Raw genomic sequence first — 26,998 nt, forward strand, 5'->3', positions numbered from 1 at the left:
GACACCGGTGGTGGCCGACCGGCCACCCGGCGACGAGGTGCGGGCGGGTCGTTCAGACGGTGGCCGGTTGCGGGTGTGGCTTCGGTGCCCTGACCCGGCCGGCGACCGCCCCGGCCCACCCGGACGGGTCGGGGAAGTCCAGGAAACCGCCGAGCCTGGTCAGCTCGGCGACGGGGTCGGCGACGAGGTCCTCGTAGCGCATCCGGAGGAGGTGCTGCGGCGGCACGTCGGTCAGGGCCTGCTCGGCCTGGCTGGTCATGAAGGCGCAGAGCCCGAGGTACCGGCGCAGGTCCGCGCCCCGTTCCTGCAACGTCTCGGCGGTCAGCCGGTCCGGCAGGTAACACTCCATCTCCGGGGGTACCGCCTGACCGGGGGAGAGCCGGAACGGGTCCAGCCCGCACCGGCCGAGGAACTCCACCCGCAGTTGGATGAGCTGGAACGACGAGTGCCTGCTCATCGACCTCGCGGTGTCCTCCCGGTTGCGGTCGAGGTAGACGACCTTGCAGTCGGGGAACCCCTGCAGCAGGTGCGGGGCGAGGTGGCTGGACCCGCCGGAGCGTTCCACCCACCGCCGTCGTCCGGTCAGGACGGCCAACAGGTCGAGGAACGCCCGGTGGTGCTCGACCACGCTCTGGGCGGGCTGGTCCGGCACCCGTTCGGCGAGCCTGTCGAAGAGGGCGTCCGGGTCGTCGGTGAGCTTCGACAGGGTGATCGCCATGATCCGGGGGAGTTCGGTCATCCGGTCGGCCCACCTGCCGGTGCTCGGATACCTGACCTCCTTCGGCGGCAGGCCGATCCGGAACAGCGTGGACAGTTCGGCCTTCGGGGCGGCGAGCACCGACCAGTACTCGGCTCCGGTGAGCACCTCCCTGCTGCGCGCCCACGGCGTCACGGACATGAAGAACTCCTGCGCCGACAGGGTGTCGGGCTCCTCGGCGATCAGGTCGGACAGGAGCGTCGAACCGCACCTGCCGTTGCTGATGACGATCGACCGGCCGGTGATCGGGCTTCCCATCGGGGGCCTCCAGGGGTGTCGCGTGGTCAGGGGACGGTGGTCGGGTGCGGTGGTCGGTCGTCGGGCTGCCCGGTGGTGGGGGCCGCAGTGGTGGTGGTGCCGAGACCGCACTGCTCGGTGAGCCAGGCGAAGACGTGTCGGCGGACCGCCTCCGGTGCGTCGACCAGGACGGAGTGCCTCTGGTCGGGCAGGACGGCGACCCGGGTCTGGGGAAGCAGGTCCCGTACCGCCTCGGCCAGGTCCACCATCGGGGACCGGGCACCGTAGAGGCACAGGACCGGGCACCGCAGGGCGGCCAGGGCCTCCGTCGACGGCAGCCGGCTGGCCGGCAACTCCTCGGTGATCGAGGTGTCGGCGAGGAACCGGCCGGTGTCGGCGGCCCGCCTGGCGGCGGTCGGCCCCCGACGGGCACCGATCCCGGCCAGCGCCCCCTCCTGCGGCAGCCGGGCGGCGACCCGGTGCAGTCGCTCGGCCACCCGACGCATCCACTCCGGGGTCGGCGGGGAGGACTCCACCGCCACGACCCCGGCGACCCGTTCCGGACGCCGGGCCGCGTACCCGAAGGCGATGGTGCCGCCGAACGAGTTGCCGAACAGCAGGATCGGGCCGGTGACCCCGGATCCGGCCAGGAGCGCCTCGAGGTCGTCGACGAAGTCGTCCAGGGCGTACCCGGTGGCGGGTCGCTCGCTGCGGCCGTGCCCCCGCAGGTCGTACAGCAGGGTGGGGAACCCGGCCCGGGCCAGCGGCTCGGCCAGGGTGAAGTACCAACTCGCCATGGTGTCGGAGGCCATCCCGTGGATGAGGACCGCCGTCGGCCGGGCCGGACCGTCACGGGACGGGTCGACCGGGTCGAGCCGCTGCGTGTGCAGGGTGATCCCGTTGGCCCGGAGCACCGTCACCGGCTGCCCGCCCCGACCTCGTCACCGGGGCCGGCGGCCAGCGAGGCGTCGATGTGGTCGACGAGCTGACCGACCCGCAGGTCGCCCACCGTCGTCAGGTCCAGCTTGGCGACGAAGTGGGCGAAGTTGACGGTGTCGCCGTAGCGGGCCTGCAACCGGCCGGCGAGCGAGACCACGTCGATGCTCTCCATGCCCAGGTCGTCCTGGAAGGTGGTGTCCCGGGTGACGACCTGGTCGACGGCGAAGTCCCCCAGCACGGCGTTGATCATTTCGGTGAGCTCGGCGAGGGTGCTGGCCTGGGCGGCAGGCATGACTGTTGCTCCTTCTGCTGGTCGGATGGAAGACGGTCGGGTCACGGTCGGGACACCCCCGGCGGGACGACCGGGTCCGGTTCGGCACCCCAGGTCCAGGCCACCACGTAGCGGCGGGGCGGCAGGTCGGCGGGGTTGGTCACCTCCCGGTGACCGACCCGGTACGTCCGCCCGCCGACAGTGACCTCGACGGTGGTACCGGTGGCGGTGCGGACCTCGAAGCTGCGGGGCCTGCCGTCGAGCCCGGTGCCCTCGGCCTTGGCGACCGCCTCCTTGGCCGCCCAGAACCGGGTGAACCAGACCCGTCGGGCGTCCGGGTCGACCCCGGCGAGCCTGCCCAGCAGGCTGGTCTCCGCGTCGGTGAGGGCGAAGGTCAGTGTGGTCGCCGGATGGTCGGTGATCTCGGCGACGTCGATGCCGACCCCGGTGGTCGCGGCGCCGTCGACGGGGCGTCGGCGGGCCACCGCCACCCCGATCTCCGCGCAGTGCGCCAGCGACACGTCGCAGTCGCCCAGGTCACGGCCGGGTCGACCGCGTACCCACGGACGTCCGTCCGGGTCGTTGCCGACGGTCAGCTCGATCGGGTAGATGTCGGTGTGGCCGTCCTGCCACAGCCGGGCCCGGACGGCGTCCTTGACCGCGATCCGGCCGAGCATCCACTGCTTGCGGGTCTTCGCCGGGTGCCGTTCGTACTCGGCGTATCCGGCGTCGCCGAGGATCCCCCGGGCTGCCATCCCCCGGGTGACCAGGTCGGTCCAGCAGTCGAAGGCCATCGTCCAGCCCTCCGGTTGCAGGTGCGACATCGGGTACCGCTCCGGGAACCGCTCGGCGATCCGGGCCTGCGGGTGGCTGTCGAACCGTCGGTCGACCGCCCCCTCGATCTGCGCCCACACCCGCCCGTCGACGCTGAGCTGCGTGTCGGCGACCAGTTTCCCGTCGTCGATGCTGCGGACCCGGGCCACACACTCGAAGGCCCGACCGGCCGGTGGCGGAGGCCCGAAGAACCGGACGTGTTCCAACCCGACAGGCAGCGCCACCGTCCGGAACGGCTGGGTGGTGATCAGCCAGTTCCCGATGAGCTGCAACGCGTTGTCCAGGAGGGCACCGGGTGGGGCGGGCGCGGTGACGACACCCCGTACGTGCCGGTCGCCCAGGGCGTGCACGGTGGTCACTCCCCGGAACTGCGGGCCGTGGAACATCAGCCGCTCGGCGTACATCTCGGCGGCCCCGAGGGTCGGTGGACGTTCGGTGGCCGGGTCGTGCGTCCACACCGGCGGCGGGGCGGGATGACCGGTGCCGACCTCGACGGTCGCCCGGGCGTACCCGCCGAGGATGACCGCGTACCGGTTCGGACCGGCGGACCTGACCACGACCTCGACGTCCTGGGCGGGTTCGGCGATCAACCAGCGGGAGAACCGGGCGTCGTGCACCGCCACCACCGTGGCGGCGGGCACCAGTTGCTCGACGGCGTCCATCATGTGGGCGACCAGGGCGGTCGCCGGCACCACCGGCCACCGGTCCTGCGGGTCCGGCCAGTCGTCGGGCTGTACGAAGAAGCAGTGGTCGAGCAGGTACGGCATCGTCTCCAGGGAGACCCGCAGGACCGTACGCCCCACCTCCGGGCCGGGGGTGGCCGGACCCGGGCGGGTGGGTGCGGCCGGTGCGGAGGCGGTCACCGGCGGAGCCGCAGGACGTGGCGTCGGTGCCGGTGCCGGTGGGGCCGGGGTGCGGTCGACGGCTCGCGGGGTGTCGTCGAGGGCGCTCGCCGCGTCCTGCCCGGTGTGCTTGAGCAGCGCGGCGAGTTCGGCTGCGGCGCTGGACTCCCCGGCGAGCCGGTTCAGCGCGGTCAGCGCGGCCCCCGGCTCCGTCGACGCGGGTGGGGGCGACGAGCCGGGTGCCACGCCGACGGCGGCGGGGGAACCCCCGGCGGCCGTGCGGTCAGTGGTCGAGGTGGCTGTGGTCGACCCGGCGGCGGCCGGGCTGGGGGCGGTCGGGGTGGGGGTGGTCGGGGTGTCGGCGGCCGGGGGCGCAGACGCCTGGAGGCCGAGCAGTCCGGCGGCGTCCGCGCCGAGCCGGACCAGCGGACCACCGAGGTCGAGCTTCATCCGTGGTCCGCGCCGAGGGGTGGCCGGCTTCGCCGTGGTGGTGCGAGGGGCGTCCAGGGCGGCCAGGTTCGGTTCGGCCCCCTCCACCCACAGGGCGGTGGCGACCCGGCGCAGCTGGTTGAGTCCGCTGCGGTGGGCGGTGTTCACCGGCAGGGCGAGGTGGTCACGGCCCCGCAGGTTGTCCCCGACCAGGGAGGCCAACTGCCCGGAACCGACCTGGAGGAACACCCGGAACCCGGCGGCGTACATCGCCTCGACCGTCTGCCGGAACCAGACCGGCTCCATCATGTGCCTGACGAAGGTCCGGTTGACCTCGTCCTCGTCGGCCGGGAACGGGGCGGCCAGGGTGGCCGACCAGACCGGCACCCGGGTCGGGTGCACCTGCCACCGGCCCAGGGCGGCCCCGATCGAGGTGAGCCCGTCGGCGAAGGCCGGGGTGTGGAACGCCGACCGGAAGGGCAGCCTCTGGCACAGCACGTTGCGGGACCGCAACGCCTCGACCAACCGGTCCACCTGCGGCTCCGGCCCGTTGACCACCGACTGTCCCGGGGCGTTGTCGTGCGAGAGCACCACCGTCGGGAAGTCCGCGAGCAGCGGGGCCACCTGCTCGGCGCCCGCCCCGATCGCAGCGAAGACGTACCCGGAGACCTCCACCGATTCGGCGTCGAACAACGCCAGGAACTCGTCCATCGTGGTCGTACTGACCTGACCGCTGACCGCGGCGGCGGTCCACTCGCCGATGCTGTGCCCGGCGAAGGCGTCCGGGTGGACGTCGATCCGGGCCAGCGCCGTGTGCAGGAGCCGGCCCACCTCGATCAGCCCGGCCCCGTGCCGACCCAGGTCGGCCGAGGACCACTCGCGGTCGGGCAGCCCGAAGTGCGCGGCCAGGTCGGCGGTGCGCGGGGTGAACTCCGCCTCCAACCCGGGGAAGACGAAGGCGACCTTTCCACCGTCGGCGAGCAGCGGCTGCGGGCTGAACCAGATGTCCCGCCCACCCCGCCACGCCTGGCCCCGGGCGACCGCCTTGCGGGCCACCGCGAGGAGCCGGTCGGTCGGGTCGACGACGCCCAGCCGGCTGCGGCCCGGCGGGTGCCCGTCGGACCCGGCAGCGGTCTGCGCGCCGAGTCGGCGTACCTCGTGGTCGTCGCGATCGAGCAGCGCGGCGAGCCCGGCCGGGTCCGGTGCGGCCAGCCACAGGACCTGGTCCGGTTCGGTCACCTCGGTACGGGCGGTGACGGTGACCGGCGCGACCGGCGCACCCACCGACTCCGGGGCCTGCTCGATGATCAGGTGGGCGTTGATCCCGCCGAACCCGAACGCGTTGATCGCGGCCCGGCGTGGACCGTCGGACTCCCACGCGCGCGCGGTGGCGATCGGGGCGAACCGGGTCGCCGCCATCTCCCGGCGCGGCGACTCGCAGTGCAGGGTCGGCGGCAGGACACCCCGGTGTACGGCGAGCGCCGCCTTGATCAGCCCGGCGATACCGGCGGCGGGCATGGTGTGCCCGATCATCGACTTCACCGACCCGATCACCGGTCTCGGGCCGCCGGCGTACGGGCCGAACACCTCGGCGACGGTGGTCAGCTCGGCGGCGTCCCCCGTCGGGGTCCCGGTGCCGTGCGCCTCCAGCAGCCCGATCGCGTCCGGGGCGGTCGGGTCCAGCCCGGCGGCCTGCCAGGCCCGGCGGATGGCCAGCACCTGACCGGAGACCGCCGGGTTGAACATGCTCGCCGACCGGCCGTCACTGGACGTCCCACTGCCCCGGATCACCGCGTAGACCCGGTCACCGTCGCGCTGCGCGTCGGCGTACCGCTTGAGGACCACCACCCCGGTGCCCTCGCCGATGAGCAGCCCGTCCGCGTCGGCGTCGAAGGGGCGGATCTCACCCCGCCGTGACAGCGCCCGCAACTGGCTGAAGACCGACCAGAAGCTGATGTCGTGCACGTGGTGGACCCCACCGGCGAGGACCGCGTCGAGCCGACCGTTGACCAGTTCGGTGATGCCCTGGTCGACGGCGATCAGGGAGGAGGCGCAGGCGGCGTCGATGGTGTACGCCGGACCCCGCAGGTCGAGCCGGTTGGCCACCCGGGAGGCGGCCAGGTTCGGCACCAGCCCGATCGTCCCCTCCGGCTGGTACGGCCCCAGCCGCTCGTCGAACTTCTTGCGCAGCAGGTCGAGTCGGTGGGGGTCCAGGTCCGGCACCAGGTCCCGCAGGATCTGCACCACCTGGCTGGACATCCGGACCCGCTGGGCGTACCGGGCCTGGGCGGGGCTGAGGATCCCGCCCCGACCGATGATCACCCCGACCCGTTCGCCGTCGGGGAGCTTGTCCGGCCCGCCCGCGTCGGCGATGGCCCGGGCGGCGACCTCCAGGGTGATGAGCTGGTCGGGTTCGATGTCCGGCACCGACGCGGGCATCACCCCGAACCGCAGCGGCTCGAAGGTGGCGTGCTCGTCGACGAAGCCGCCCCGGCGGCAGTACATCCGGTCCGGCCGGTGTGCCTGGTCCGGGTCGTAGAACTCCTCGTCCCACCGGTGCGCGGGGACCTCGGTGATGGCGTCCACCCCGTCGACCAGGTTCTTCCAGTAGCTCTCCAGGTCACCGGCGTCGGGCATCAGGGCGGCCATCCCGACGATGGCGATCGGGTCGGGTGGGAACGGGGTGGCGCTCATCGGTTCCTCCGGCGGGCACTGTGGGCGGGGGCCAGGCGGCGGGGCATCGGGGTGCTCACCACCCCGAGGCGGTGTAGACCACCGAGGTGACCGAGGCGTCGGCCCAGGCCAGCTCGCGCAGCAGGGCCAGCGCGCCCTCCTCCGGGTCGATCAGGCCGATGCCGCGCCGGGCGTACTCCCGGCTCAGTTCGGCGGTGACCATGCCCCCGTGTCCGGCCCCGGGCGCCCACGGACCCCAGTGGACGGTGAGGCAGCGGGACCCGGTCCGGCCCGCCCACCGCGTGCCGATGGTGTCCAGGGCGTCGTTGGCGGCCGCGTAGTCGGCCTGCCCCCGGTTGCCGTAGGCGGCGGCGATGCTGCCGAAGAAGACCACGAACCGGGGCTTGCCCGGCAGGTCGTCCAGGGCGGCCAGGACGGTGCGTGCCCCGTCGACCTTGGTGCCGAAGACCCTCCCGAACGACGCCGGGTCCTTCTCGGAGATCAGCTTGTCCTCGATGATCCCGGCGGCGTAGACCAGGGCGTCGAGTCGGCCGTGCTCGGCGTGGAGGCGGGCCAGCAGCGCCCTCGTCGCCTCGGCGTCGCACACGTCCAGGGCGTGGTAGCGGACCTCGGCCCCGGAGGCGGTCAGCTCGGCGACGGTGGCGGCCACCTCCCGGGCGGCCAGGATCTGCCGCGCCTCCCGGTCGATCTCCGCCGGTGACCGTCCGCCCTGCCGGGCCAGCACGGCGACCAGTGCCGCCTTGTCCTGCGCCGCCGCCACCGTCGGGTCCTGCGGTCCCTGCGGCAGCGGGGTACGGCCGACCAGCTCGACCCGGCACCGGCTGGCCGAGGCCAGGACCCGGGCGAACCACGGGGTGATGCCCCGGGCTCCGCCGACCAGCACCACCACCGAGTCGGAGGTCAACCCGAGGGCACCGGCCTCGGCCACCCCGTCGCCGGCCGGTCCGGCCCCACCGGCGGCCAGCACGCCCAGCTCCATCGGCACCAGGTCGGTGACGTACCTGTCGCCGCCACGCAGGCGGACCACCGGAGCGTCCGGGGAGATCAGCAGCTCCGTGACGATCTGCCGGGCCACGACCTGCGCCGGCGTGCCCGCAGCGGTCGCCACGAACCGGGCGTTGATCTGGGGGTACTCGCGGGCGATGGTGCGGAACAGGCCGGGCATCCCGTCGGCGGCCCCGCCGGCGTGCTCGACCCCGGCGGCGACCAGCCATCGCGGTCCGGCGGCGAGGGCCCGTTGCAGCAGCGGGAAGACGTCGGGCAGGAGCGGTTCGTCGAGGTGGGTCAACCCGTCGAGGACGACCACCCCGTCGAAGCCGGTGTCGGCCTGGCCGTCGTCGAGCACCCCGAGCTGCCCGCTGGCACCGTGCGCGCCGAGCATCTCGGCCAGGTACGCCCCGACCTCCCCGCCTCCGGTGATCAGGAACCGGGCACCGGCGAGGACCGTCGCCGGGTCCCCGGGGGACGCGGGGCGGAGGGTGTCTCGGGCGACCAGTCGTTTCGGGGCCACCCCCACTCCGACGGGCGACGGGGATCCGACGTCGCTCGGCGGGGTCGGTGCGGTGGCCGGTGCGGGCGCGGCGGGGGTGACGGCCGTGGCGGTGAGGGTGGCGGTGACAGTGCCGCTCATCCGCTCGTCGAGCCAGGTGACCATGGCGCGGACGGTGCGGGCCTTGACGAGGTCTTCGAGTTCGCTCTCGTCGCCGTCGACGCTGAGGTCGAGTCGGTGGGCCACCTCTCCGGCGACCTCGGCGCGTTTGATGCTGTCGATGGAGAGGTCGGCTTCGAGGTCGAGGTCGAGTTCGATGAGGTCGGCGGGGTAGCCGGTGCGTTCGCTGAGCACGGTGAGGATCGCGCTCTGGAAGTCGGCGAGGGTGGTCGCGCCCCCGGGTGCGGCCACGGCGGCGGCCGGTGCCGGTCCGGCGGCGGGTGCGGCGACCTGCGGAACGACGGCCGGGGCCGGTGCGGTGGCGGGGAACGGCGGTGTGGCGGGGGTGGTGACCGGGCCGGTGGTGGTCACCGACAGGTGCAGGCTGCCGCTCATCCGCTCGTCGAGCCAGGTGACCATGGCGCGGACGGTGCGGGCCTTGACGAGGTCTTCGAGTTCGCTCTCGTCGCCGTCGACGCTGAGGTCGAGTCGGTGGGCCACCTCTCCGGCGACCTCGGCGCGTTTGATGCTGTCGATGGAGAGGTCGGCTTCGAGGTCGAGGTCGAGTTCGATGAGGTCGGCGGGGTAGCCGGTGCGTTCGCTGAGCACCGCGAGGATCGCGCTCTGGAAGTCGCCCAGGCTCGGCCCGGCGGCAACGGGCGCGGCGGCAACGGGCGCGACGACCGGTGCCGGTACGGCGACCGGTGCGGGTACCGGGGCGGTGGGCGCTGCCGGGAGCGCGGCCGGTGCGGCGACCGGGGCGATCGTCGGTGGGGCCGCCGGAGCCGGGGCGGGGGTGCCACCGGTGCCGCCGCGATCGCCGTGGCCAGGGCGGTCCCCCCGTTCGTCGAGGCGACGATCTGACGCTGTGGAGCGCTCGGCGCGGCGGCGGGCGGCGCAGCCGCCGGCAGCATCGGCGCGTGGTGCTGCTCCAGCCGGTGGTCGGCGGGCTGCCCGGGGGCCGGGGCCGTGCCGGAGGGCTCGCCGAGGAAGGCGAGCATGACGTCCCGCTGGGCGGCGATGATGTCCCGGTTGTTGCGCAGGTACTCGCTGAGCAGTTCGCTGCGGGTGTCCTGGTGACCGGTGGCGGGGGCGGCCGGGACCACCGGGACCGCCGGGACGGCGTGGGCGGCCGCAACGGCGGGGGCGGCGGGGGGCGCCGGGACGGCGGGGGCGGTGCCGTTCGCTGGGGTCATCGACAGCTCCTTGACACGTCGGGGAGGGGTCATGCCACCGGGAAGACAGTTGCCGTGCTGGTCCCGGACGAGTTGGCCGTCGACGGTCCAGACCGGACGGCGGGTGGTGGTACCGACCGGGGTGTCCGCCCCGACCCGGCCCTGGAACAGCCAGTCGGGGCGGACCGGCAGACCGGCGCAGGCCAGCTCGGCGATCGAGATCAGGAATCCGCGCAGCCCGTCCTGCGGCCCGCGCTCGCAGGCGACCACCTGGTGCGGTCGGCCCGCGAGCACCGCGCCGACCAGCCGGGTGAGCACCTGGCCGGGGCCGACCTCGACGAACAGGCGGGCGCCGGCGGCGTACATCGCCTCGATCTGCTCCACGAAGCGGACCGGGGCGCCGATCTGCTCGGCCAGGTGGTGGCGGACCCGGTCGGAGTCACCGCTGTAGGGCGCGGCGGTGAGGTTGGACCAGACCGGGATCCGGGGCGGGGTGATCCGTTGCCCGGCGAGCACCTCGGCGAAGGTCTCCACCGCACCGGCGACCACCGGGCTGTGGAAGGCGCAGGCCACCGGGATGCCCTTGGCGGACAGTCCGGCGTCCTTCAGGGCCGCCACCGCCGCGTGGACCTTCACGGTGGGCCCGGAGATCACCACCTGGTGGGGGGCGTTCCGGTTGGCCAGGACCACCTCGCTGGTCAGCCCGGCGGCGGCGAGCACCGTGGCCACCTCGTCGGCCCCGGCGGTGACAGCGGCCATGGTGCCCGGGTCGTCGCCGGTCGCACCGAGGATGGCCTGGGCCCGTGCCCGGCTCAACTCCAGCAGGGTCGGCGCGTCGAAGGCTCCGGCGACGCAGAGCCCGACGAGTTCGCCGTAGCTGTGCCCGGCCGTCATGTCGGGCCGGACGCCGAGGCGGCGCAGCAGGTGGTCGACGGCGAGCCCGCCGATGCCCAGGACGGGCTGGGCGACCCGGGTGTCGCGTACCCGGTTCTCCTGCTCGCGGCGGCCCTCGGCGTCGAAGGCCGCCGGGGGGAAGAGCAGCTCGGCGGCGGCCCGGTCCAGTTCCAGGTAGTGGCGCAGCTCCGGGAAGGCGACGAAGAGTTCGGCCAACGCCCCGGGCCGCTGACTGCCCTGCCCGGGGAAGAGGAACGCCACGGTCCCGGGGCCGGACTGCGCCCCGTCGGCCGGTTGGACCAGGCCCCGACCCGGGTCGTGGTCCCCGGCGAGGGCCCGGTGCAGCAGGGTCTCCAACTCGGTGTGGTCCCGGGCGACCACCGCCACCCGTACCGGACCGGGGCGGTGGGCCGAGGTCGCGGCGACCGAGGCGGCCAGCCGGGCCAGGCGGTCCGGTGCGTCAGGGGCACCGTCGGCGGCGAGGTCGGTGAGCAACTGGCGGACCGCGTGGTGGGCGGCGGCCCGGTCGGTGCCCCGGAAGCAGAACAGCTCCGCCGGCCAGCTCCGCCGGGAGTGCCGGGGCTCCGGGGCGTCGGCGTGGGCGGCGAGCACCACGTGGAAGTTGGTGCCGCCGAACCCGAAGGCGCTGACCCCGGCGACCCGCTCGTCCGCCGGTGCCGACCAGGGCCGGGCCTCGGTGAAGAAGGCGAACGGGCTCTGCTGCGGATGCCAGGCCGGGTTGGGACGTCGCAGGTGGATGGTGGGGGGACGGACCCCGTGGTACAGGGCGAGGGTCGCCTTGATCAGTCCGGCCAGCCCGGCAGCGCACTTGGTGTGCCCGATCTGGGACTTCACCGACCCGAGGGCGCATCCACCCGGTTCGGCCCCGGCCTCGGTGAAGAGTCGGGTGAGGGTCTCCAGCTCGGTACGGTCACCGACGACGGTGCCGGTGCCGTGCGCCTCGACGAGGCCGACCTCCCGGGGTGAGATCCCGCTGCGGTGGTACGCCCGGTCCAACGCCCGCCGCTGCCCCTCGGGACGCGGCGCGGTGAGACCGAGGGCGCGCCCGTCGCTGGCCCCGCCGAGTCCCTTGACCACGGCGTAGATCCGGTCCCCGTCGCGTTCGGCGTCGGCGAGCCGCTTCAGGACGACGCAGACCACCCCCTCGCCCAGGGCGATCCCGTCGCCGGTGCTGTCGAACGGCCGGGACCTGCCGGTCGGGGAGAGCGCGTGCGCGGAAGTGAACATCAGGTAGTCGTTGATGCCGTTGTGCAGGTCCGCGCCGCCGCAGATCATCAGGTCGCTGTCGCCGTTGCGCAGTTCCTTGCACGCGGCGTCCAACGCCGCCAGTGAGGAGGCGCAGGCGGCATCGATGGTGTAGTTGGGTCCACCCAGGTCGAGCCGGTTGGCGACCCGGCCGGCGATGACGTTGGCCAGGACCCCGGGGAAGCTGTCCTCGGTGACCGTCGGCAGCAGCGGCGACATCTCCTCCGGGACCTCGCCCAGGTAGGCGGGGAGCATGGTGCGCAGGGTCTGTGCGTGACCCATGTCGCTGCCGGCCTCCGCCCCGAACACCACTCCGGTACGGCAGTGGTCGACGCCCGGGGCGTCGTACGGGTACCCGGCGTCGACGAGCGCCCGGTGGGAGACCTCCAGGGCGAGCAGTTGGGTGGGATCGATGCTGGCCAGCGCCGCCGGAGGGATGCCGTAGCCGATGGCGTCGAAGGGGACCGGGTCGATGAACCCGCCCCACTTGGAGACGCTGATGCGTCCGGTGCGGCCGGGCGGGACCTCGGGGGCGTAGTACAGGTCGGTGTCCCAGCGCTGGGGAGGGACCTCGCTCACGGCGTCGGCACCGGTGAGCACCGTACGCCAGAAGCTCTCCAGGTCGGGGGAGCCGGGCAGGACACAGGCCATCCCGACGACGGCGACGTCCAGGGGGGCCACCGGTTCCTCGATCTCGGGCTCCGGTGGGGTCAGCCGGGCACGCAGTGCGTCGAGTCGGGCGGCGTGGAAGTCGCGTACCTCGGTGGTGACGGCGTCGTGCAGCTGCGCGACGGTGGTGGTGGCGTCGCGCAGCACCGCCACCTGACCGGCCATGAACAGCCCCTCGGCGGCCTGGACCTGCTCGTCCACCGTCTCGATGACGTCACCGGCGCGGCGCAGACCCTTGCTGGCGATCCGTAGTCGACCGACGTTGAGCAGTTCCAGCCGCTCCCACACCTCGCGGTTCTCCGCCCCGGCGGCGGAGAGCTGGCTACGCAGCCGGTGGAAGTCGTCGACGAACGGGGTGTGCAGGCACCGGGTGGAGTGCCCCGGTGCGGTCTCCAACAGGGCGGTCCGTTCGGCGGTCACCGCCTCCTGCTGGAACAGCGGTTGTACGGCGCCGTGGGTGACCGCCTCGGTGGTGAACAGGTACGCGGTGCCCATCAGCACCCCGACGCGGGCGCCCCGGCGGGCCAGCGGTGCGGCCATGGTGGCGACCATCGCCGCCGACCGGGCGTCGTGGACACCACCGGCGAACAGGACCTGGATCTGTGCGGCGGCGTCCGGTTCGGCGTCGAGGTACTCGTCGAGGACGCTCAGTTGGGCCTCCCAGAGCGGGAAGCTGAACCGGGGTCCGACGTGTCCGCCGCACTCGGCGCCCTCGAAGATGAACTTGCGTGCCCCGGCGCGCAGGAACTGTTGGAGCAGGCCGGGGGAGGGGACGTGCAGGAAGGTGCTGATCCCCTGGTCCTCCAGGGCCCGGGCCTGGGGCGGGCGACCGCCGGCGATGATCGCGTACCGGGGGCGGAGTTCCCTGATGACCTCCAGCTGGGCGGTGCGGAGCTCCTCCGGGGCGAATCCGAGCACCCCCACCCCCCAGGGGCGGTCGCCGAGCAGCCCGGCGGTCTCGGTGAGCATCCGACGGCACTTGTCGGCGGAGTTCAGGGCCAGGGCGAGGAAGGGCAGACCGCCCCCGTCGGCCACCGCCGCCGCGAAGGCGGCCTCGTCGCTGACCCGGGTCATCGGCCCTTGGGCCACCGGCACCCGGACCCCGAGTGCCGTGGCCAGTGGTGCACCCGGCAGGAGCAGGTCACCGGCGTCGGGGGAGTCGGCGGCGGCGAGCATCGACGCCCGCAGGCCCCGGACGGCGCTCGCGGTGTCGGCCCACCGCTGGGCGAAGAGCCCGGCCAGCCACCCGTCCTGCCCGATGGGGAGCAGTTCGGAGTCCTCGTCGTGCCGGCCGCCCCGGCGCAGCCCCCGGTGGCCGTCGACGAGTGCGGTCTCCGAGCCGTCCATCCGTCGGATCGCGGCGCGTACGTCGGTGGGCAGCTCCGACTCGGGCATGAGGGCGAGTTGGGTGTCCAGGAGGACCCCTGCCGCCCCGCCCACCACTGCGGCTCCGGCGGTACGGGGGCCGATTCCGCCGACCACCCAGATCGGCAGGTCGAGGGTCTGGTCGGTGACGAGTTGCTGGAGCAGGACGAAGGAGCTCAGGTCGCTGACCCGGCCACCGGCCTCCAGGCCCCGGGCGACCAGTCCGTGTGCGCCGGCCGCTGCGGCGGCGCGGGCCTCGTCCCGACTGGTCACCTCCACGACCACCCGGTACCGGGTGGTGATCTCGGCCAGCGGCCAGGGGCTGTCGGGGGTGACCAGGAGAAGTTCGACCCGGCCCCGGGCGGCGTCGTCGACCTCGTCCGGGGTGGCCTGACACCCGGCCGGGATCCGGACCCCGATCGGCCCGGGGGACCAGGACGCGGCCTGGCGTAGCGCCCGTAGTGTCCAGTCGTCCCCGGCGGCCAGGTCGAGCAGGCCCCATCCACCACCGGCGCAGGCGGCGGCCGTGATCCGGGGGCTGGGCTCGACGGCCCCGACGGGGTTCACGACCATGATCAGGTCGCGCGTGTGCGGTGCAGCGTTCATCGGGCTCCCACTTCGCTCGCGGGGATCGCGGGGTGACGGGCCGGACGGCGGCCGAACCGGCGGCCCCCGACGCATAATTCGCGGCGATCTATGTTGCAGTCCGTCATAACGTAGCGGCGCTCAGTTACGACCCGGTTAAATCTGCCCCATCCGACGGGGTTGGTGGCGATTTCCTACCAGCGCGACGGGAATTGTCACCGGGTTGGCCAGCGAAAACAACTGCATCTCTGCGGATAGGCTCACTCGCGATGTCGAGGGTCGATTGCTCGTCTCATTTCTGACGCATTGCCGTCACCGAGTTGTCCCTGCGCACGGGGCCTCGGTCCGCCCCTCGTCCCACGATGTGGAAGGGGGCTTGTCATCTGTCCGGATGACGGACAACGATCCCTATCCATGTTGTAGGCGTTATTCCCCACCGATTTACTTCGACATCCGAACGGCGGGTGAGGCGACGGTGAATAACCGAAATCCCTGGTGAGAGTGGTTCGACATCCGCGTGGTGACGCGCGCATCCCCATCCCCGGACCCCCGGTCGAGGTGCGCGACCGCCGAGGGTGCGACAGGCGTCCTGCGCCGGTACGGTCGCTCCGGTCCGACGCGGCACCGGGGCCGAAGAGCGATTCTTCGCCAGTTCATCTGTTAACAATCATTCCGGCCGACCCGGACGATGTCATTGGTCCGCTGTCGTCTCCGGCGACCTGGTGAGCCGATTTTTCCGACATTCCCTGCCAGCCGGGCACACACCGGCCCGCCCCTGGTGTCCGGGGTGTCTCGGGGCCCTCGCTCCGAACAGCTCAGCTCCCATTCCCCCTTTCTGATCGGGCGGTAACTGTGCGGAAACTCCTCCTTCTCGCGCTCGTCGGCCTCGGTGCCCAGCTGGTCGACGGCAGCCTCGGAATGGCGTACGGCGTGACCTCCACGACGCTGCTGCTGGCCCTCAACACCAGTGCCGCGAGCGCGTCGGCCACCGTTCACCTGGCCGAGATCGGCACCACCCTCGCCTCCGGAGCCGCCCACTGGCGCTTCGGCAACGTCGACTGGCGGGTGGTCCGCCGGGTCGGCGTGCCGGGAGCCGTCGGGGCCTTCGCGGGCGCCACCTTCCTCGCCAGCCTCTCCACCGAGTTCGCGGCCCCGGTGATGTCGCTGATCCTGCTCACGCTCGGCCTGTACGTGCTGCTCCGCTTCACCGTCGCCGGTCTGCCCCGCGACCGGGTCGGACTGCCGCTGCGCAAGCGGTTCCTGGGTCCGCTCGGACTCGTCGCCGGATTCGTCGACGCCACCGGCGGGGGCGGGTGGGGTCCGATCGGCACCCCCGCCATCCTGGCCAGTGGCCGGCTGGAGCCACGTCGGGTCATCGGCTCCATCGACACCAGCGAGTTCCTGGTCGCCGTCGCGGCCAGCGTCGGATTCCTGGTCGGGCTGGGTGCCGAGAACATCGACTTCGGTTGGGTCGCCGCCCTCCTGATCGGTGGCCTGATCGCCGCACCGATCGCCGCCTGGCTGGTCCGGATCGTCCCGCCCCGGGTCCTCGGGTCGGCCGTCGGCGGTGTCATCATCCTGACCAACACCCGGACCCTGCTGCTCAGCGACTGGGTCGAGGCCGGACCCGGGCTGCGGTACAGCCTCTACCTGCTCATCGTGGTGACCTGGGTGGCCGCCATCGGGTGGTCGGTCCGCCAACACCGCGCCGAGCAGGCCGCCGACCCGGCCCCGGCCGACGACGACACCCCGACGACCGAACGGGCCACCACCTCCCGGTGACCCGTCCCTCGGGCCGGTGCCGTCTCCCGGTGCCGTCCCTCAGCCCCGGTGACCCGTCCCTGCGCCCCGGTGCCGTTCTCCGGCACCGGGGCGCAGGCGCCTCCCGAGGCGCCGGGCCGGGGGGTGTCGGGGCACCGGGGTGGGACGACCCGACTCACGTCCGGTCGGGGCCGCCCTCGCCCGGCGGCGGGTCGGCGCCCCGGTCGGGGCTCGGGACGGACCGGGCCTGCCAGACGTCGTGCTCGATCCGCCGCAGTTCCTCGTCCTCGGTCTGTCCCACCTTCGCCATCGCCAATCGCAGCAGCGGTGGGGCCATCAACGAGGTGACGATGGCGACCAGGATCACCGTCGTGTACGTCGCGGTGTTCAGGACACCGAGCCGGAGCCCGGTCATCGCCACGATGACCTCGATGACCCCCCGGGCGTTCATCCCGGCCCCCAACGCGAGCCCCTCCCAGGGGGACAACCGGGTCAGTCGGGCACCCAGGTACGCCCCGACGAACTTCCCCAGGATCGCCACCGTCAGGACCCCCAACGCGGTCACCGCGACCTGGGGGTCGACGAGCGCCGTCAGATCCATCCGGAGTCCCGCCATGGCCAGGAAGAGTGGGGCCAGGACCGCCATGACGACGGTCCGCAGTGGCCCCAGCAGGGCGTGCGACGACCGACAGGGGGCCAGCAGGAGGCCGGCGACGAAGGCGCCGAAGACCGGCTCCATCCCGAGGGCGTGGGTGCCGACCGCGCCGGACAGGACGATGACCACGGCGGCCGTCACCGTCGGCCCCGACTGGCCGGAGCGGGCCACCCGGTCCATCACCCGGCGGACCACGAACCGGCCGACGGTGGCGGCGAAGAGGACGAAGCCGACCAGGTAGAGGACGGAGAGCGACACCTGACCGAGGCTGACCCCGGTGGTCGCCGCCGCCGCCACGACGGAGAGCAGGAGCCACCCCACGGCGTCGTCGACCATCCCGGCGGCGAGGGTCAACTGCCCGATGTTGCGGTGCAGCAACCGCATGTCGGAGAGGGTCTTGGCGATCACCGGGATCGCCGTCACGCACATCGCCACCCCGAGGAACAGGGCGAAGACCGGCCGGTCGGGACCCTCCTGCCCGGTGACCGCCGTGGGAAGTGCCAGCCCGAGGAGGACCCCGAGGGCCAGGGGGATCACCAGGCCGGTCACGCTGACGGTGACCGCCGCCCCGGTACGCCGGCGCAGCAGACCGAGGTCCAGGTGCGCCCCGGTGATCCCCACCAGCAGGAGGAGCCCGATCTGCCCGACCGCGTCCAACAGGTGGAACTGGTGCGGATCGGTAGGCAGGAGCCACCCGGCGATCCCGGGTGCCACGCTCCCCAGCAGGGACGGGCCGAGCAGGACACCGGTGAACAGTTCCCCGACGATCGCGGGTGCCCCGAACCGCTCCGCGACGGTTCCCAGCAGACGGGCCACCAGGAGCAGGACGACCACCGCGACGAGGAACACCAGGAGCGAGTGCGGGGGCAGGGGCGGAACCGGCGCGGCCAGGTTCACGGGCGGACCTCCTTCGGGAGCGGGGTGCCGGGGGCCGTGCCCGCCGGTACCGGTGGCGAGTCAGCCGAGCATGCGACGGAGTTCGTACTTCAGGACCTTGCCGGTCCCGCCCCGGGGCAGGGCGTCGAGCCGGTGGATCCGGGTGGGGACCTGGTGGGGTTCCAGCCGGTCGGCGAGGAGTCGGGTGACCTCGGTCAGGTCGACGTCGGCGTCGGCGGCGACCACAGCCGTCACCGCCTCTCCCCGCTCGGGGTCGGGCAGGCCGATCACCGTCGCCTCCCGGACGGCCGGGTGGTCGTAGAGGACCGCCTCGACCTCCAGCGACGACACGAGCCGCCCCCCGGTGGTGATCACGTCGGTACGGCGGTCGAACAGGAACAACTCCCCGTCGGCCGACACCCGGCCGAGGTCACGGGTCCGGGTCCAGCCACCGGCGTGGACCTCGGCGTTGAGCCGGTCGTCGAGGTAGAGCCGCTTCGGGGCAGTGCTGCGCAGCCAGATCTCACCGAGTTCCCCGGCCGGTACGGGTTCGCCCCGGTCGTCCACCACCTGCATCTCGGTGCCCCGACCCGGCCGTCCGACACACATCGGCCGGTCCGGGTCGACGGTCCCCAGCATGATCGCCGGCACCGCCTCGGACTGGGCGTACGCGTTGGCGATGGTGGCGTTCGGCATGGCGGCCACCAGGTCCCGGGCGATCCGGGGCGGCATCAGGGCCGAGGCGTTGCCGATCGTGCGGACCGTGCTGAGGTCGTGACGCTCCCGGGGACGGATCCCGGTGAGCCGGATCGCCGTCCACGGGGTGAGGATCAGGGTCCCGCACCGGTGCTCGGCGATCAGCCGGGCGATCTCCTCCGGGTCGTCGGGGGAGCAGACGATCAGGGGCGACGGCGTGGTGGTGGCCAGGACGGCGACGGTGGTCGCGCTCGACGTCGTACCCAGGGGCATCGGGGCGAGCAGCGGGGCCGGATCGGTGAGCTGCCCCAGCGCGGCCGATCCCCGCCCGTAGGTCTGGTTGCCGTGGGGGTTCGTGAAGGGCTTGGCCGGGCCGGTGGTGCCGGAGGTGTAGAGGATGTCGGCGACGTCCTCGCCCCGGATGTCCACCTCGACCGGGTCGGAGTCCCCGCCGTCGAGGTCGGTCACCGTCACCGACCACCGGTCGGAGGTGGCCGGCCACGGGGTCACCGATGAGGAGTGGATCACTCCGACGGCCCCGCACTGGTCGAACCTGCGCTGCAACTCGACGGTGGGCAGCCTGTCGTTCGTGTGCACGGCAGTGGCCCCGGCCTTGAGGATCCCGAGGTAGGCGACTGCGTAGTCGATCCAGTCATCACCGGAGAAGATCAGGGCCACCCGGGCGCCCCGGCCGGTTCCGCCGAGCCGTCCGAGGAGTGCCCGAGCCACCGCGTTCGACCTGCGGTCCCACTCGCCGTACGTGATGCCAGTCCTGCCCCGGACGTTTATCGCCTCCTGGTCCGGCATCTGCTCGACGCGGTGACGCAGCAGGTCGGGAACCACCAGCGCGGCGGTCGGCACACTCATGGAGACTCCTTGCCTCAGCTCCACCGGTAGACCCGGTGGTAGTCCTCGATGCGGTCCAGCAGCAACAGGCCGCGGCCGGTGACGTGAGTGTCCATGATGGACGCGTACGGCGTGGTGTCGAGCCGGGCGTCGCGGACCCCGAAGGCCCGGTCGGCGGCGAGCCGGTTCAGGTCGTCGTACTCGGCGACCGTCAGCTCCCGGCGGTCGGACAGGGCCCGGCCCAGCCCGCCCCCGTTGGTGGTGGCACCCGCCGGCACCACGCCGCTGAAGAACTCCGACCCGCAGCCGGAGCCGTAGGAGAACAGCCCGATCCGGCGGGCCGTGCCGAAGTCGACGTGGTCGACGAGGGAGCACAGGGCCAGGTAGAGCGACCCGGAGTAGAGGTTGCCCACCTGCGAGGTGTAGGTCAGCGACGGTGCCACCCGGGCGACGAAGTCGGCCTCGATCTGGGGGGTGGAGAACCCCTTGGTCTTGCGGAGCAGTGTCCGGTGCGCGCCCCGGACCATCCCGGCGAACGGGATGTGGAAGACGAGGTGGTCGAAGGTGTCGACGATGTCGGCCCCGGCGACCCGGTCCCGGTAGGCGGCGAAGCACTCCTCCAGGCAGGTCAGGTACGCCAGGAGGGAGAGGTCGGAGTTGACCACGTCGACGTCCGGGCGGGGTCGGAGGGTGTCCATGACCTCCTCCGTGTGGCACCCGCTCGCCCCGACGTCGAGGCGCAGGACGTCAGGGGAGCGCCCGACGACCATCGCGACGGCCCCGGCCCCCTCGGAGGGCTCGTGGTAGCTGCCGGGTGCCGCCACCCCGGCGATGTCGGTCGCCACCACCAGGGCGCGGGCGTCGGGCACGGGGCTGGCCGCCACGATCGCGGCGGCGGTCTGCAGGGCCGCCGTCGCGCCGTAGCAGGCGTGTTTGACCTCGAAGGACCGGCACCGTGGGCCGAGACCGAGCATGGCGTGGACGTACGTGCTGAGCGGCTTGCCGAAGTCGAGCCCGGACTCGGTGGCGACCACGACCAGCTCGATGCCGGCGCGCTGCTGCGGGGTGAGCGCGTCGACGAGCGGCTTCGCCGCGTTGACGGCGTGGGTCACCTGGTCCTCGCACGGCAGGCTGACCGACCGGCGGTCCATCATCAGGTTGGTGATCCGCCCGGGGTCGAGCCCTCGGGCCGCGAACAGGTCCCCGACGTCCAGGCAGGCCCGACCGGGATAGACGTGGATGCTCTCGATTCCGACAGGCGTGGTGACCATCGTCGTCGTCTCCCTCGCCCTCGGGTGCCTGTGACGGTTCTACGGCGGACCCGAATGCCTGTCTGCTCACTGTTGAGCGCTGGTCACCGGGCGTGTGGCGGCGGGAACACCCGGTTAGGATCCCGATCCATGACGCGTTACGTGGCACTTCTGCGCGCCGTCAACATCGGCGGTGGCAGTTCGATGGTGATGGCCGACCTCCGTGAGGTCTTCGCCGGTTGCGGGTTCGACAGGGTGCAGACCTACATCCAGAGCGGCAACGTGGTGTTCGGCTGCTCCTCCGCCGAGGAGGAGGTCGTCGCCGACATCCGTCGGGGCATCGCCGACCGGTGGGGCAAGGACGTCCCGGTCCTGGTGCGCAGCCTTCCCGAACTGGAGGCGGTGATCGCCGCCAACCCGTACCTCGACCAGCAGGACGACCTGACCAAGGTCCTCGTCACGTTCCTCGACCGGGTGCCCGCCCCCGGTACCCAGACCGCCCTGACCTCCCCGGCGGGGGAGACCGGGACGCTGACCCTGGTCGGGCGGGAGGTTTTCGTCCACGTCCCGGACGGGTACGGGCGCAGCAAACTCGGCAACGCCTTCGTCGAGAAGCGGACCGGGGCGCTCGGCACGACCCGGAACTGGCGGTCGGTGCTCAAGCTCCGGGACATGGCCGCGGCCTGACCGACGCCACATGCACCACATCCGCAACCGCCGACGCCGCCGCTTCCCTCGGGTACGGCGGTCCCGGCCCTCACCACACCCGGGCGGGCTGGGCCAGGTGGTCGCCGCCCCGGCGGTCGACCCGCTGGTCGTGTCCGGCGGTCCGCGACGGGGGGCGGACGGTGCGGCTGTTGTCGGTGGGCCAGAGCCGCAACTGCCAGGGACCCTGCTCCAGGTACGCGACCAGGGCCGGCTCGTTGATCACCAGGTATCCGCCGGGCTGCTGGTCGACGAGGCTGGCCCGGCGGAAGTGCTTGAGGAACAGGCCGACCCGGCTCCGGGTGGTCCCCACCATGCTGGCCAGGTCCTCCTGGGTGATCCGGGCCTCGATCTGCCGGCCACCGGCCAGTTCCCGACCCAGCTTGCGGCCGAGCCGCAGGAGGGTGGCGGCGAGCCGGTGTTCACTGTCCATCGTGACCAGTTGCATGATGGTCTGCTGCTGGTCGCGCAGCCGGGCCATCAGGAACCGGTTGAAGTGCCAGCTCAGCTCCTCGTCGTGACAGATCGTCTCCAGGAGCTTCGCCGAGTTGATCCGCCTGACCACGCTGTCGCGCATCGCGGTGGCGGTCTCCTCCCGGGGCATCCCCAGCAGGCTGAGCTCCCCGAAGGTGTCCCCCCGGGTGTGGATCGACAGCAGGCACTGCTTGCCGTCGGTCGACGAGGCGGTGGTCTTGATCTGCCCCACCTCGACCAGATAGATCCGCAGGTCATGGTCGCCGGAATTGTAGACCGACCCGCCCTTGGGGATGTGGGTCCGTACGGCGAAGCTCGGTTCGCTCTGCACGAGTCTGAGTAGATGTGAACAGAATAGATCGAAGCCGTTGGAAGTGTTCAAGAGGTCCCCCCGAGTCTTACGGCATACCTATTCGGACAGGTGGCGATCTGTCGTGTTCGCTTTTCTCTGTCGGCGGTGGATCGGCAGGTCCATTCCGCCTGGGGCACTCGTAGTCTCGGTGCCCTGGTGCCGGCTATCTGTTCTGTTGTGAGCAGACACCGAAGATTGCTCGGGTGTCGCCCGCCCGGTATTCGACGGCGGGAGCGCAGGTCGGAGCGCCAGGGGTGCCCCCGCGCTCCGGGCGCGGCTACCCTGGTCGATCTGACACTGAGAACAGCTGCTCAGAACGGGTTCAAAAGATCCAATCAGGATGGTCGAACCGACGAGGGCAGCAATGTGGTGACCGGGGAGGGTGGGGAGCGCTCCGGGTCGTCCGGCCGCGAGGGCGAGGTCATCACGCCTCGTCGAGACTGATTACGGCCGGGTCGTACATAGGTTGCGTCAACGCGATCCACCCTACCGATCTGGTTTGCTATTCCGTTGCGCTGACCGTTTCTGACGGTGCTGCAAGGTGTTGCACGGTACGGGGCGCAGGCCGCCGACGTGGCCGGTGCCGCATGCCCTGGGTGGAACCGGTAAAGGGTTGCACTTTACCTCGCACGGACATGATCGTTCCGGTCCGTGTTGATGTCATGTTAACAATGGCGGGGGTAGCTGTCTACGCGCCCGTTTGGCTCGAATTCTGTCGGCTGTCGTACTGATTCCGCAGAAAAAAACAAGGGTAAATGGGGTCATCGCGGCGAAGGCCACCAGGTGCACCTCAGGCCGGATCAGGGTCAGGCCGGTCGGTTCGTACCGGGTGCGCGCGCCATCAACTCCTCGACGACGAGGTCGACGTGGCGTCGTCGCCAGTCGGCCAGCGGGCCGTCCACGGTCAGCCGGTTGAACGTCCCCATGTCGGTGCCGCAGGGGATCCGAAAGTCCAGTAGTCGACGCCGGTCGCCCTGAACCGCCGCCGCCGTGGCCGCCCGGCAGTACGCCCCGAACACCAGCGCCATCCGGTGCCGGTCGTCGACGACCGGGGCGGCCACCTCGGCCCACACCTCGTCGAGGCTCCGCCCGAAGTGGACCCGTTCCACCCCGGCCCGATCTGCGGCCGGGATGTCCTCGAGTCGGTCGTGGCGCAGGTAGAGGCGGTACAACCGCTCCGCCCGGGCGGCGTAGAGGGTGCCCCGCCCGGCTACCCGGCTGCGAACCCCCAGCGCGAACAGCTCCGGGTCGGGGGCGTCCCGGACCTCGGTCACGTCCAACCCGGCGAGCAGGTCCTTCGCCTCGTCGGAGGTGGCGGCCTCCGGGGTGCACTGGGCGAGCGTGGTGACCACGACGAAGTCCGCCCCGAGGGCGAACGCCGCCGCCACCGCCGCCGGGGACCCCACCCCCGCCACCCCGACCCGGACCGTCGGCGCCACCAGGTCCCGGTGCCGGACCAGGGCGGGAACCAGGTCCAACGCATCACGCCGGACGGCGACGTCGGTCGCCACCGGCACCGTCGTCGCCCTCCGGGCCGCCGTGACGTCCAGGTCGCCGACGGCCACCAGGGCACCCACCAGGTCGGGGTCGGCCGGTCGAAGGAACCCCACGGCCGTGGCCATGTCGTCGGTCAGGGCCAGGACCCGCCGGTCCCCGTCGGCGAACCGGTACCGGACCACCTGGGGCGGCACCGTCCCCCGTGCCCCGTCGACCTGGATCGCCCGGACGTCGTGGGACAGGTACAGCTGCGCCACCGCCCGATCGTCCACCCCGGACGTCGGCCAGGCCGCGCCGTACCGGGGCAGGTCCCGCAACTGCCCCAGGGCCGCCGCGACCTCCGCCGTCCCCAGGCCGTCGGTGCCGAGGAACCCGAACAGACCCGCCCCGCAGAGGCGACGCAGCAGGGTGGGGGAGGTGACCCCGTGGCCCAGGGCACCCACCAGACACGGACGGCTGATGTCGTACTCCGCCTGCAGTGCGGCCGACCCGGTGGTCGCACCCCGACGGGGCGCGACGGGCACCGGCGCGGGTGGGGCCGGTGCCGCCGGGGGCGGGGCGACCGGTGCCGGTGGTGGGGCGGGGCGGGGGAGCCGGTCGCCGGCCCGGACCCACATCCTGGTCAGCACCTCCCCGGGGCCGACCTCGGTCACCTCGGTCACCCCCGACCGGGCCAGGTGGCACAGCGTGTCCCACCACCGGACCGGGCGGACGACGTGGTCGCGGAGCAGGTCGGCGAGCCCGTCGAGGTCGTGCGGCCGGGCCGTCACGTTGCTGATCACCGGGATCCGGGGGGCGGTGAACCGGACCCCGCGCAGCAGCCGCCCGAACTCCTCGGCGGCCGACGCCATGAACCCGGTGTGCGCCGGGACGCTGACCGCCAGGGGTACGCACCGTCCGGTGCCGTGCCGGCGGACCGCCTCGACGACAGCCCGGACACTCTCGGCGGTGCCGCCCACCACGAACTGGTCCGGCAGGTTGTGGTTGGCAAGTTCCAGGTCGGGCAGCCCGGCCAGGGTCTGCTCGACCCACTCCAGGGGGAGTCCCAGCAGGGCGGCCATCCCGCCACCGGAGACCCGGCCCATCACCTCGCCCCGACGGACCACCAACCGCAGGGCGGTCTCGAAGTCGAGGCTCCCCGCGACGTGCAGGGCCGCGAACTCACCCAGGCTGTGACCCGCCACCACGTCCGGCGGGGGGCCGTCGGCCGACGCCGCCTCGGCGGCCAGCGCACTGACCACGAAGACGGCGGGTTGGACGTACCGGGTCTGCCCCAGGTACTCGCCGTGGACGTCCCGGCAGAGGTCCCGGACCGGAACCCCGATGATCTGCCCGGCGGTCTCCGCCAGGTCGGGGAACCTGTCGAACAGCTCCGCTCCCATGTCCCGGTGCTGCGAGCCCTGACCGGGGAAGACCCACGCCCGCATGTCGGATCACCGCTCCCAGGGGTAGCGCCCGTGGTCGACGAAGTCGGTGATGCGACGACGGACCACTGGCGAGGACATCAACCTGCTGAACTCCGCCACCGCCACCGACCCGGCCCGCTCGTCGATCGGGGCCAGCCGGTGGAAGTACCGCTTCGCGTCGCCGATGATCTCGCCGTCCAGCCGGACCAGGCGGAACACCAGTTGCCGCAACACCGTCTCCGGGGTCTCGGACAGTTCGTCGACGAGGTGGATCCGGTGGGCCTCCCGGGCGTCGACAGCCTGGGTGCTCAACGTCGCCGTGTACGCCTTCTGGAAACCGACCCGGCGGACCAGGAACGGCAGGACGCAACAGGGCAGGAGCCCCCACAGCGCCTCGGGAAGGGCGAAGGTGCTGCGCGGTGTGGCGTGGACGACGTCACTGGCGGCGGCGAGACCCACCCCGCCCCCGGCCACCCGGCCGTCCACCTGGGACACCACCACCCGGTCGGTGGTGGTGAACCGGGTGAGCAGGTCGAAGAACGCCTGCCCCCCGTCGGCCGACCCGCTGTCGGCGGCGGCCGTGGCGAAGTCCATCCCGTCGCTGAACACCCCGTCGCGGCCCCGGAGCACCACCGCCCGACAGGTCGGGTCCCCCTCCGCGGCGTCCAGGGCCGTGTTCAGGTCGGCGATCACCTCGTGGTCGATCCCGTTGCGCCGGTGGGGCCGGTCCAGCGTCACCTGGACCAGCCCCGGCTGGTGTCGGACGTCGACGGTCCGGTACGTCATCGACGCCGACCCGTGCGGCGGCCGGGTGACCCGCTCGGATCAGTCATCGGTGCCGGGCACCTGCGGCAGGAGCAGGGTGTCGCGGATGCTGCCGGGGATGAACAGCCGGTCCCAGCCCCCGCCGCCCTTGGACTCGTGCAACCGCTGCCTGCCGAACACCTCCCGGAGCATGTCGGGACTGCGCTCCAGGGCCGCCAACTCCTGGTAGTCCTCCGGCGACCGCAGGTGGACGAGCTGGAACAGGTGGTCCTGCTGGCCCCAGGTCTGCTCGTAGAGGGTGGCGGTGACCCGCCCGGCGAGCCGTTCGTTGACGACGTGCTGCCAGTGGGCGAGGAACATCCGTCCCTCTTCCCGGTACTCGTACTTCACGTCCGAGGTCCGCATCAGGACGGCCCCGGCGGTGGCGGTGTTGAGCTGGTCCACCGGTGCCTGACTCAGCTGCGACGCCGCCGGGGGAACGAAGGTGGCACCCTCGGTGTGGTCGTCGTCGTGGTCCATCCCGTGCTGCGGGATCAGGACGTCCTCGTGCAGACTCCGGTGGACGAACATCCGGTCCCAGTTGCCGCCCCCCTTGGTCGGAAGCCTGTCCTCGTCGGAGATCCGCCGGAACTCCAGGTCGTGGTCGACCATGTTGAGCAGGATCCCGTAGTCGTTCGGCGACTTCAGATGGATGAACCAGTGCATCCGGTCGCGTCGGCCGAACGTCTCCTCGAATGCGAACGACGTCGCCACGCCCTCCTGCGACTCGTTGATGTAGCGCAGCAGGTCGACGCTGAACCGGCGGCCCTCCGCCGAGAACTCGTACGCCAACTGGCCCACCCGGTGCAGGATGAAGCCGGAGTTCGTGGAGTGCAGCACCCGCTCCAACGGCAGGGCGGACTGTTGCAGCGCCGTGAAGGGCGCCTGGGTGGTGGTCATCGGGGTCGCTCCCTCTCGTTCGGGACGTCCCTGTTCTACCCGTACCGCCTCGGGCTTTCTGCTCACCGTTGAGCCCTGCCGACGGGTGCACCAATCGTTGGATATCGACGCCTGCTCAGTGTTGAGCAGGCGGTTGCCCGGCCCACTCCTAGCGTGGGGCCCGGGTCGCGG

At 72.6% G+C, this 26,998-nt stretch carries 14 protein-coding genes and 1 pseudogene; 2 read left to right on the forward strand and 13 right to left on the reverse strand.

The annotated features are described in order from the left end of the window. Positions 1–52: 52 nt before the first annotated feature. From WHN02_RS16855 to WHN02_RS16880, 6 genes and pseudogenes are all read right to left on the reverse strand, one after another. The gene (locus WHN02_RS16855) at positions 53–1,015 is read right to left on the reverse strand and encodes a sulfotransferase domain-containing protein (protein WP_434739702.1); all 963 of its coding nucleotides are present in this window, start codon (positions 1,013–1,015) and stop codon (positions 53–55) included. 26 nt (positions 1,016–1,041) lie between these two features. Then, positions 1,042–1,914, reverse strand: coding sequence for an alpha/beta fold hydrolase (locus WHN02_RS16860; protein ID WP_434739703.1), 873 nt, complete (start codon positions 1,912–1,914; stop codon positions 1,042–1,044). Beyond that, the gene (locus WHN02_RS16865) at positions 1,911–2,225 is read right to left on the reverse strand and encodes an acyl carrier protein (protein WP_350900214.1); all 315 of its coding nucleotides are present in this window, start codon (positions 2,223–2,225) and stop codon (positions 1,911–1,913) included. The genes WHN02_RS16860 and WHN02_RS16865 overlap by 4 nt, the downstream gene beginning before the upstream one ends. A 41-nt stretch (positions 2,226–2,266) precedes the next feature. Continuing rightward, positions 2,267–7,003 (reverse strand): beta-ketoacyl synthase N-terminal-like domain-containing protein, encoded by a 4,737-nt coding sequence (locus tag WHN02_RS16870; RefSeq protein ID WP_434739704.1) that lies wholly within the window; start codon positions 7,001–7,003, stop codon positions 2,267–2,269. A gap of 55 nt (positions 7,004–7,058) precedes the next feature. Continuing rightward, positions 7,059–9,260 carry an SDR family NAD(P)-dependent oxidoreductase gene (locus tag WHN02_RS16875; protein ID WP_434739705.1) on the reverse strand — a complete coding sequence of 734 codons (2,202 nt, stop codon included), beginning with the start codon at positions 9,258–9,260 and terminating at the stop codon, positions 7,059–7,061. 836 nt (positions 9,261–10,096) lie between these two features. Further along, positions 10,097–14,701 (reverse strand): annotated as a pseudogene (locus tag WHN02_RS16880) (beta-ketoacyl synthase N-terminal-like domain-containing protein); the annotation flags it as partial. A gap of 756 nt (positions 14,702–15,457) precedes the next feature. Between WHN02_RS16880 and WHN02_RS16885 the strand changes: the two are divergent. Continuing rightward, positions 15,458–16,387 (forward strand): sulfite exporter TauE/SafE family protein, encoded by a 930-nt coding sequence (locus WHN02_RS16885; protein WP_434739706.1) that lies wholly within the window; start codon positions 15,458–15,460, stop codon positions 16,385–16,387. A gap of 154 nt (positions 16,388–16,541) precedes the next feature. Here WHN02_RS16885 and WHN02_RS16890 read toward each other — a convergent pair whose 3' ends face one another. From WHN02_RS16890 to WHN02_RS16900, 3 genes are read right to left on the reverse strand one after another with little or no spacing between them, the layout of a single operon-like run. Then, complete coding sequence (locus WHN02_RS16890) at positions 16,542–17,918, reverse strand: cation:proton antiporter (protein ID WP_434739707.1); 1,377 nt, start codon at positions 17,916–17,918, stop codon at positions 16,542–16,544. Positions 17,919–17,978: 60 nt separating this feature from the next. After that, positions 17,979–19,460, reverse strand: a complete 1,482-nt coding sequence (locus tag WHN02_RS16895; RefSeq protein ID WP_434739708.1) for a class I adenylate-forming enzyme family protein — start codon at positions 19,458–19,460, stop codon at positions 17,979–17,981. Positions 19,461–19,474: 14 nt separating this feature from the next. Next, entirely contained in the window at positions 19,475–20,710 is a 1,236-nt protein-coding gene (locus WHN02_RS16900; protein WP_434739709.1) for a hydroxymethylglutaryl-CoA synthase family protein, read from the reverse strand. Between the two features lie 129 nt (positions 20,711–20,839). On the opposite strand from WHN02_RS16900, the gene WHN02_RS16905 reads away from it, so the two are divergent. After that, on the forward strand, positions 20,840–21,376 hold the full coding sequence (locus WHN02_RS16905; protein ID WP_434739710.1) for a DUF1697 domain-containing protein: 537 nt from the start codon (positions 20,840–20,842) through the stop codon (positions 21,374–21,376). Positions 21,377–21,446: 70 nt separating this feature from the next. Here the strand turns inward: WHN02_RS16905 and WHN02_RS16910 are convergent, their stop codons facing one another. The 4 genes from WHN02_RS16910 to WHN02_RS16925 all read right to left on the reverse strand — a co-directional run bounded on the left by WHN02_RS16910 (position 21,447) and on the right by WHN02_RS16925 (position 26,827). Next, on the reverse strand, positions 21,447–22,199 hold the full coding sequence (locus WHN02_RS16910) for a Crp/Fnr family transcriptional regulator (RefSeq protein WP_434739711.1): 753 nt from the start codon (positions 22,197–22,199) through the stop codon (positions 21,447–21,449). An 827-nt stretch (positions 22,200–23,026) separates the two neighbouring features. Then, the gene (locus tag WHN02_RS16915; protein WP_434739712.1) at positions 23,027–25,144 is read right to left on the reverse strand and encodes an acyltransferase domain-containing protein; all 2,118 of its coding nucleotides are present in this window, start codon (positions 25,142–25,144) and stop codon (positions 23,027–23,029) included. A gap of 6 nt (positions 25,145–25,150) precedes the next feature. After that, positions 25,151–25,909: an enoyl-CoA hydratase-related protein gene (locus WHN02_RS16920; protein ID WP_434739713.1), complete on the reverse strand. Its 759-nt coding sequence runs from the start codon at positions 25,907–25,909 to the stop codon at positions 25,151–25,153. A gap of 39 nt (positions 25,910–25,948) precedes the next feature. Continuing rightward, on the reverse strand, positions 25,949–26,827 hold the full coding sequence (locus tag WHN02_RS16925; RefSeq protein ID WP_434739714.1) for a DUF6039 family protein: 879 nt from the start codon (positions 26,825–26,827) through the stop codon (positions 25,949–25,951). Between the last annotated feature and the right edge of the window lie 171 nt (positions 26,828–26,998).

Source organism: Micromonospora sp. SH-82, assembly GCF_051132485.1.
GTDB lineage: Bacteria > Actinomycetota > Actinomycetes > Mycobacteriales > Micromonosporaceae > Micromonospora.

What these genes read in the sequence shown, in the direction of transcription:
- WHN02_RS16925 (WP_434739714.1), bottom strand. Translation starts at nt 26,827, where the DNA reads ATGACCACCACCCAGGCGCCCTTCACGGCGCTGCAACAGTCCGCCCTG.
- WHN02_RS16905 (WP_434739710.1), top strand. Translation starts at nt 20,840, where the DNA reads ATGACGCGTTACGTGGCACTTCTGCGCGCCGTCAACATCGGCGGTGGC.
- WHN02_RS16855 (WP_434739702.1), bottom strand. Translation starts at nt 1,015, where the DNA reads ATGGGAAGCCCGATCACCGGCCGGTCGATCGTCATCAGCAACGGCAGG.
- WHN02_RS16915 (WP_434739712.1), bottom strand. Translation starts at nt 25,144, where the DNA reads ATGCGGGCGTGGGTCTTCCCCGGTCAGGGCTCGCAGCACCGGGACATG.
- WHN02_RS16920 (WP_434739713.1), bottom strand. Translation starts at nt 25,909, where the DNA reads ATGACGTACCGGACCGTCGACGTCCGACACCAGCCGGGGCTGGTCCAG.
- WHN02_RS16900 (WP_434739709.1), bottom strand. Translation starts at nt 20,710, where the DNA reads ATGGTCACCACGCCTGTCGGAATCGAGAGCATCCACGTCTATCCCGGT.
- WHN02_RS16865 (WP_350900214.1), bottom strand. Translation starts at nt 2,225, where the DNA reads ATGCCTGCCGCCCAGGCCAGCACCCTCGCCGAGCTCACCGAAATGATC.
- WHN02_RS16870 (WP_434739704.1), bottom strand. Translation starts at nt 7,003, where the DNA reads ATGAGCGCCACCCCGTTCCCACCCGACCCGATCGCCATCGTCGGGATG.
- WHN02_RS16895 (WP_434739708.1), bottom strand. Translation starts at nt 19,460, where the DNA reads ATGAGTGTGCCGACCGCCGCGCTGGTGGTTCCCGACCTGCTGCGTCAC.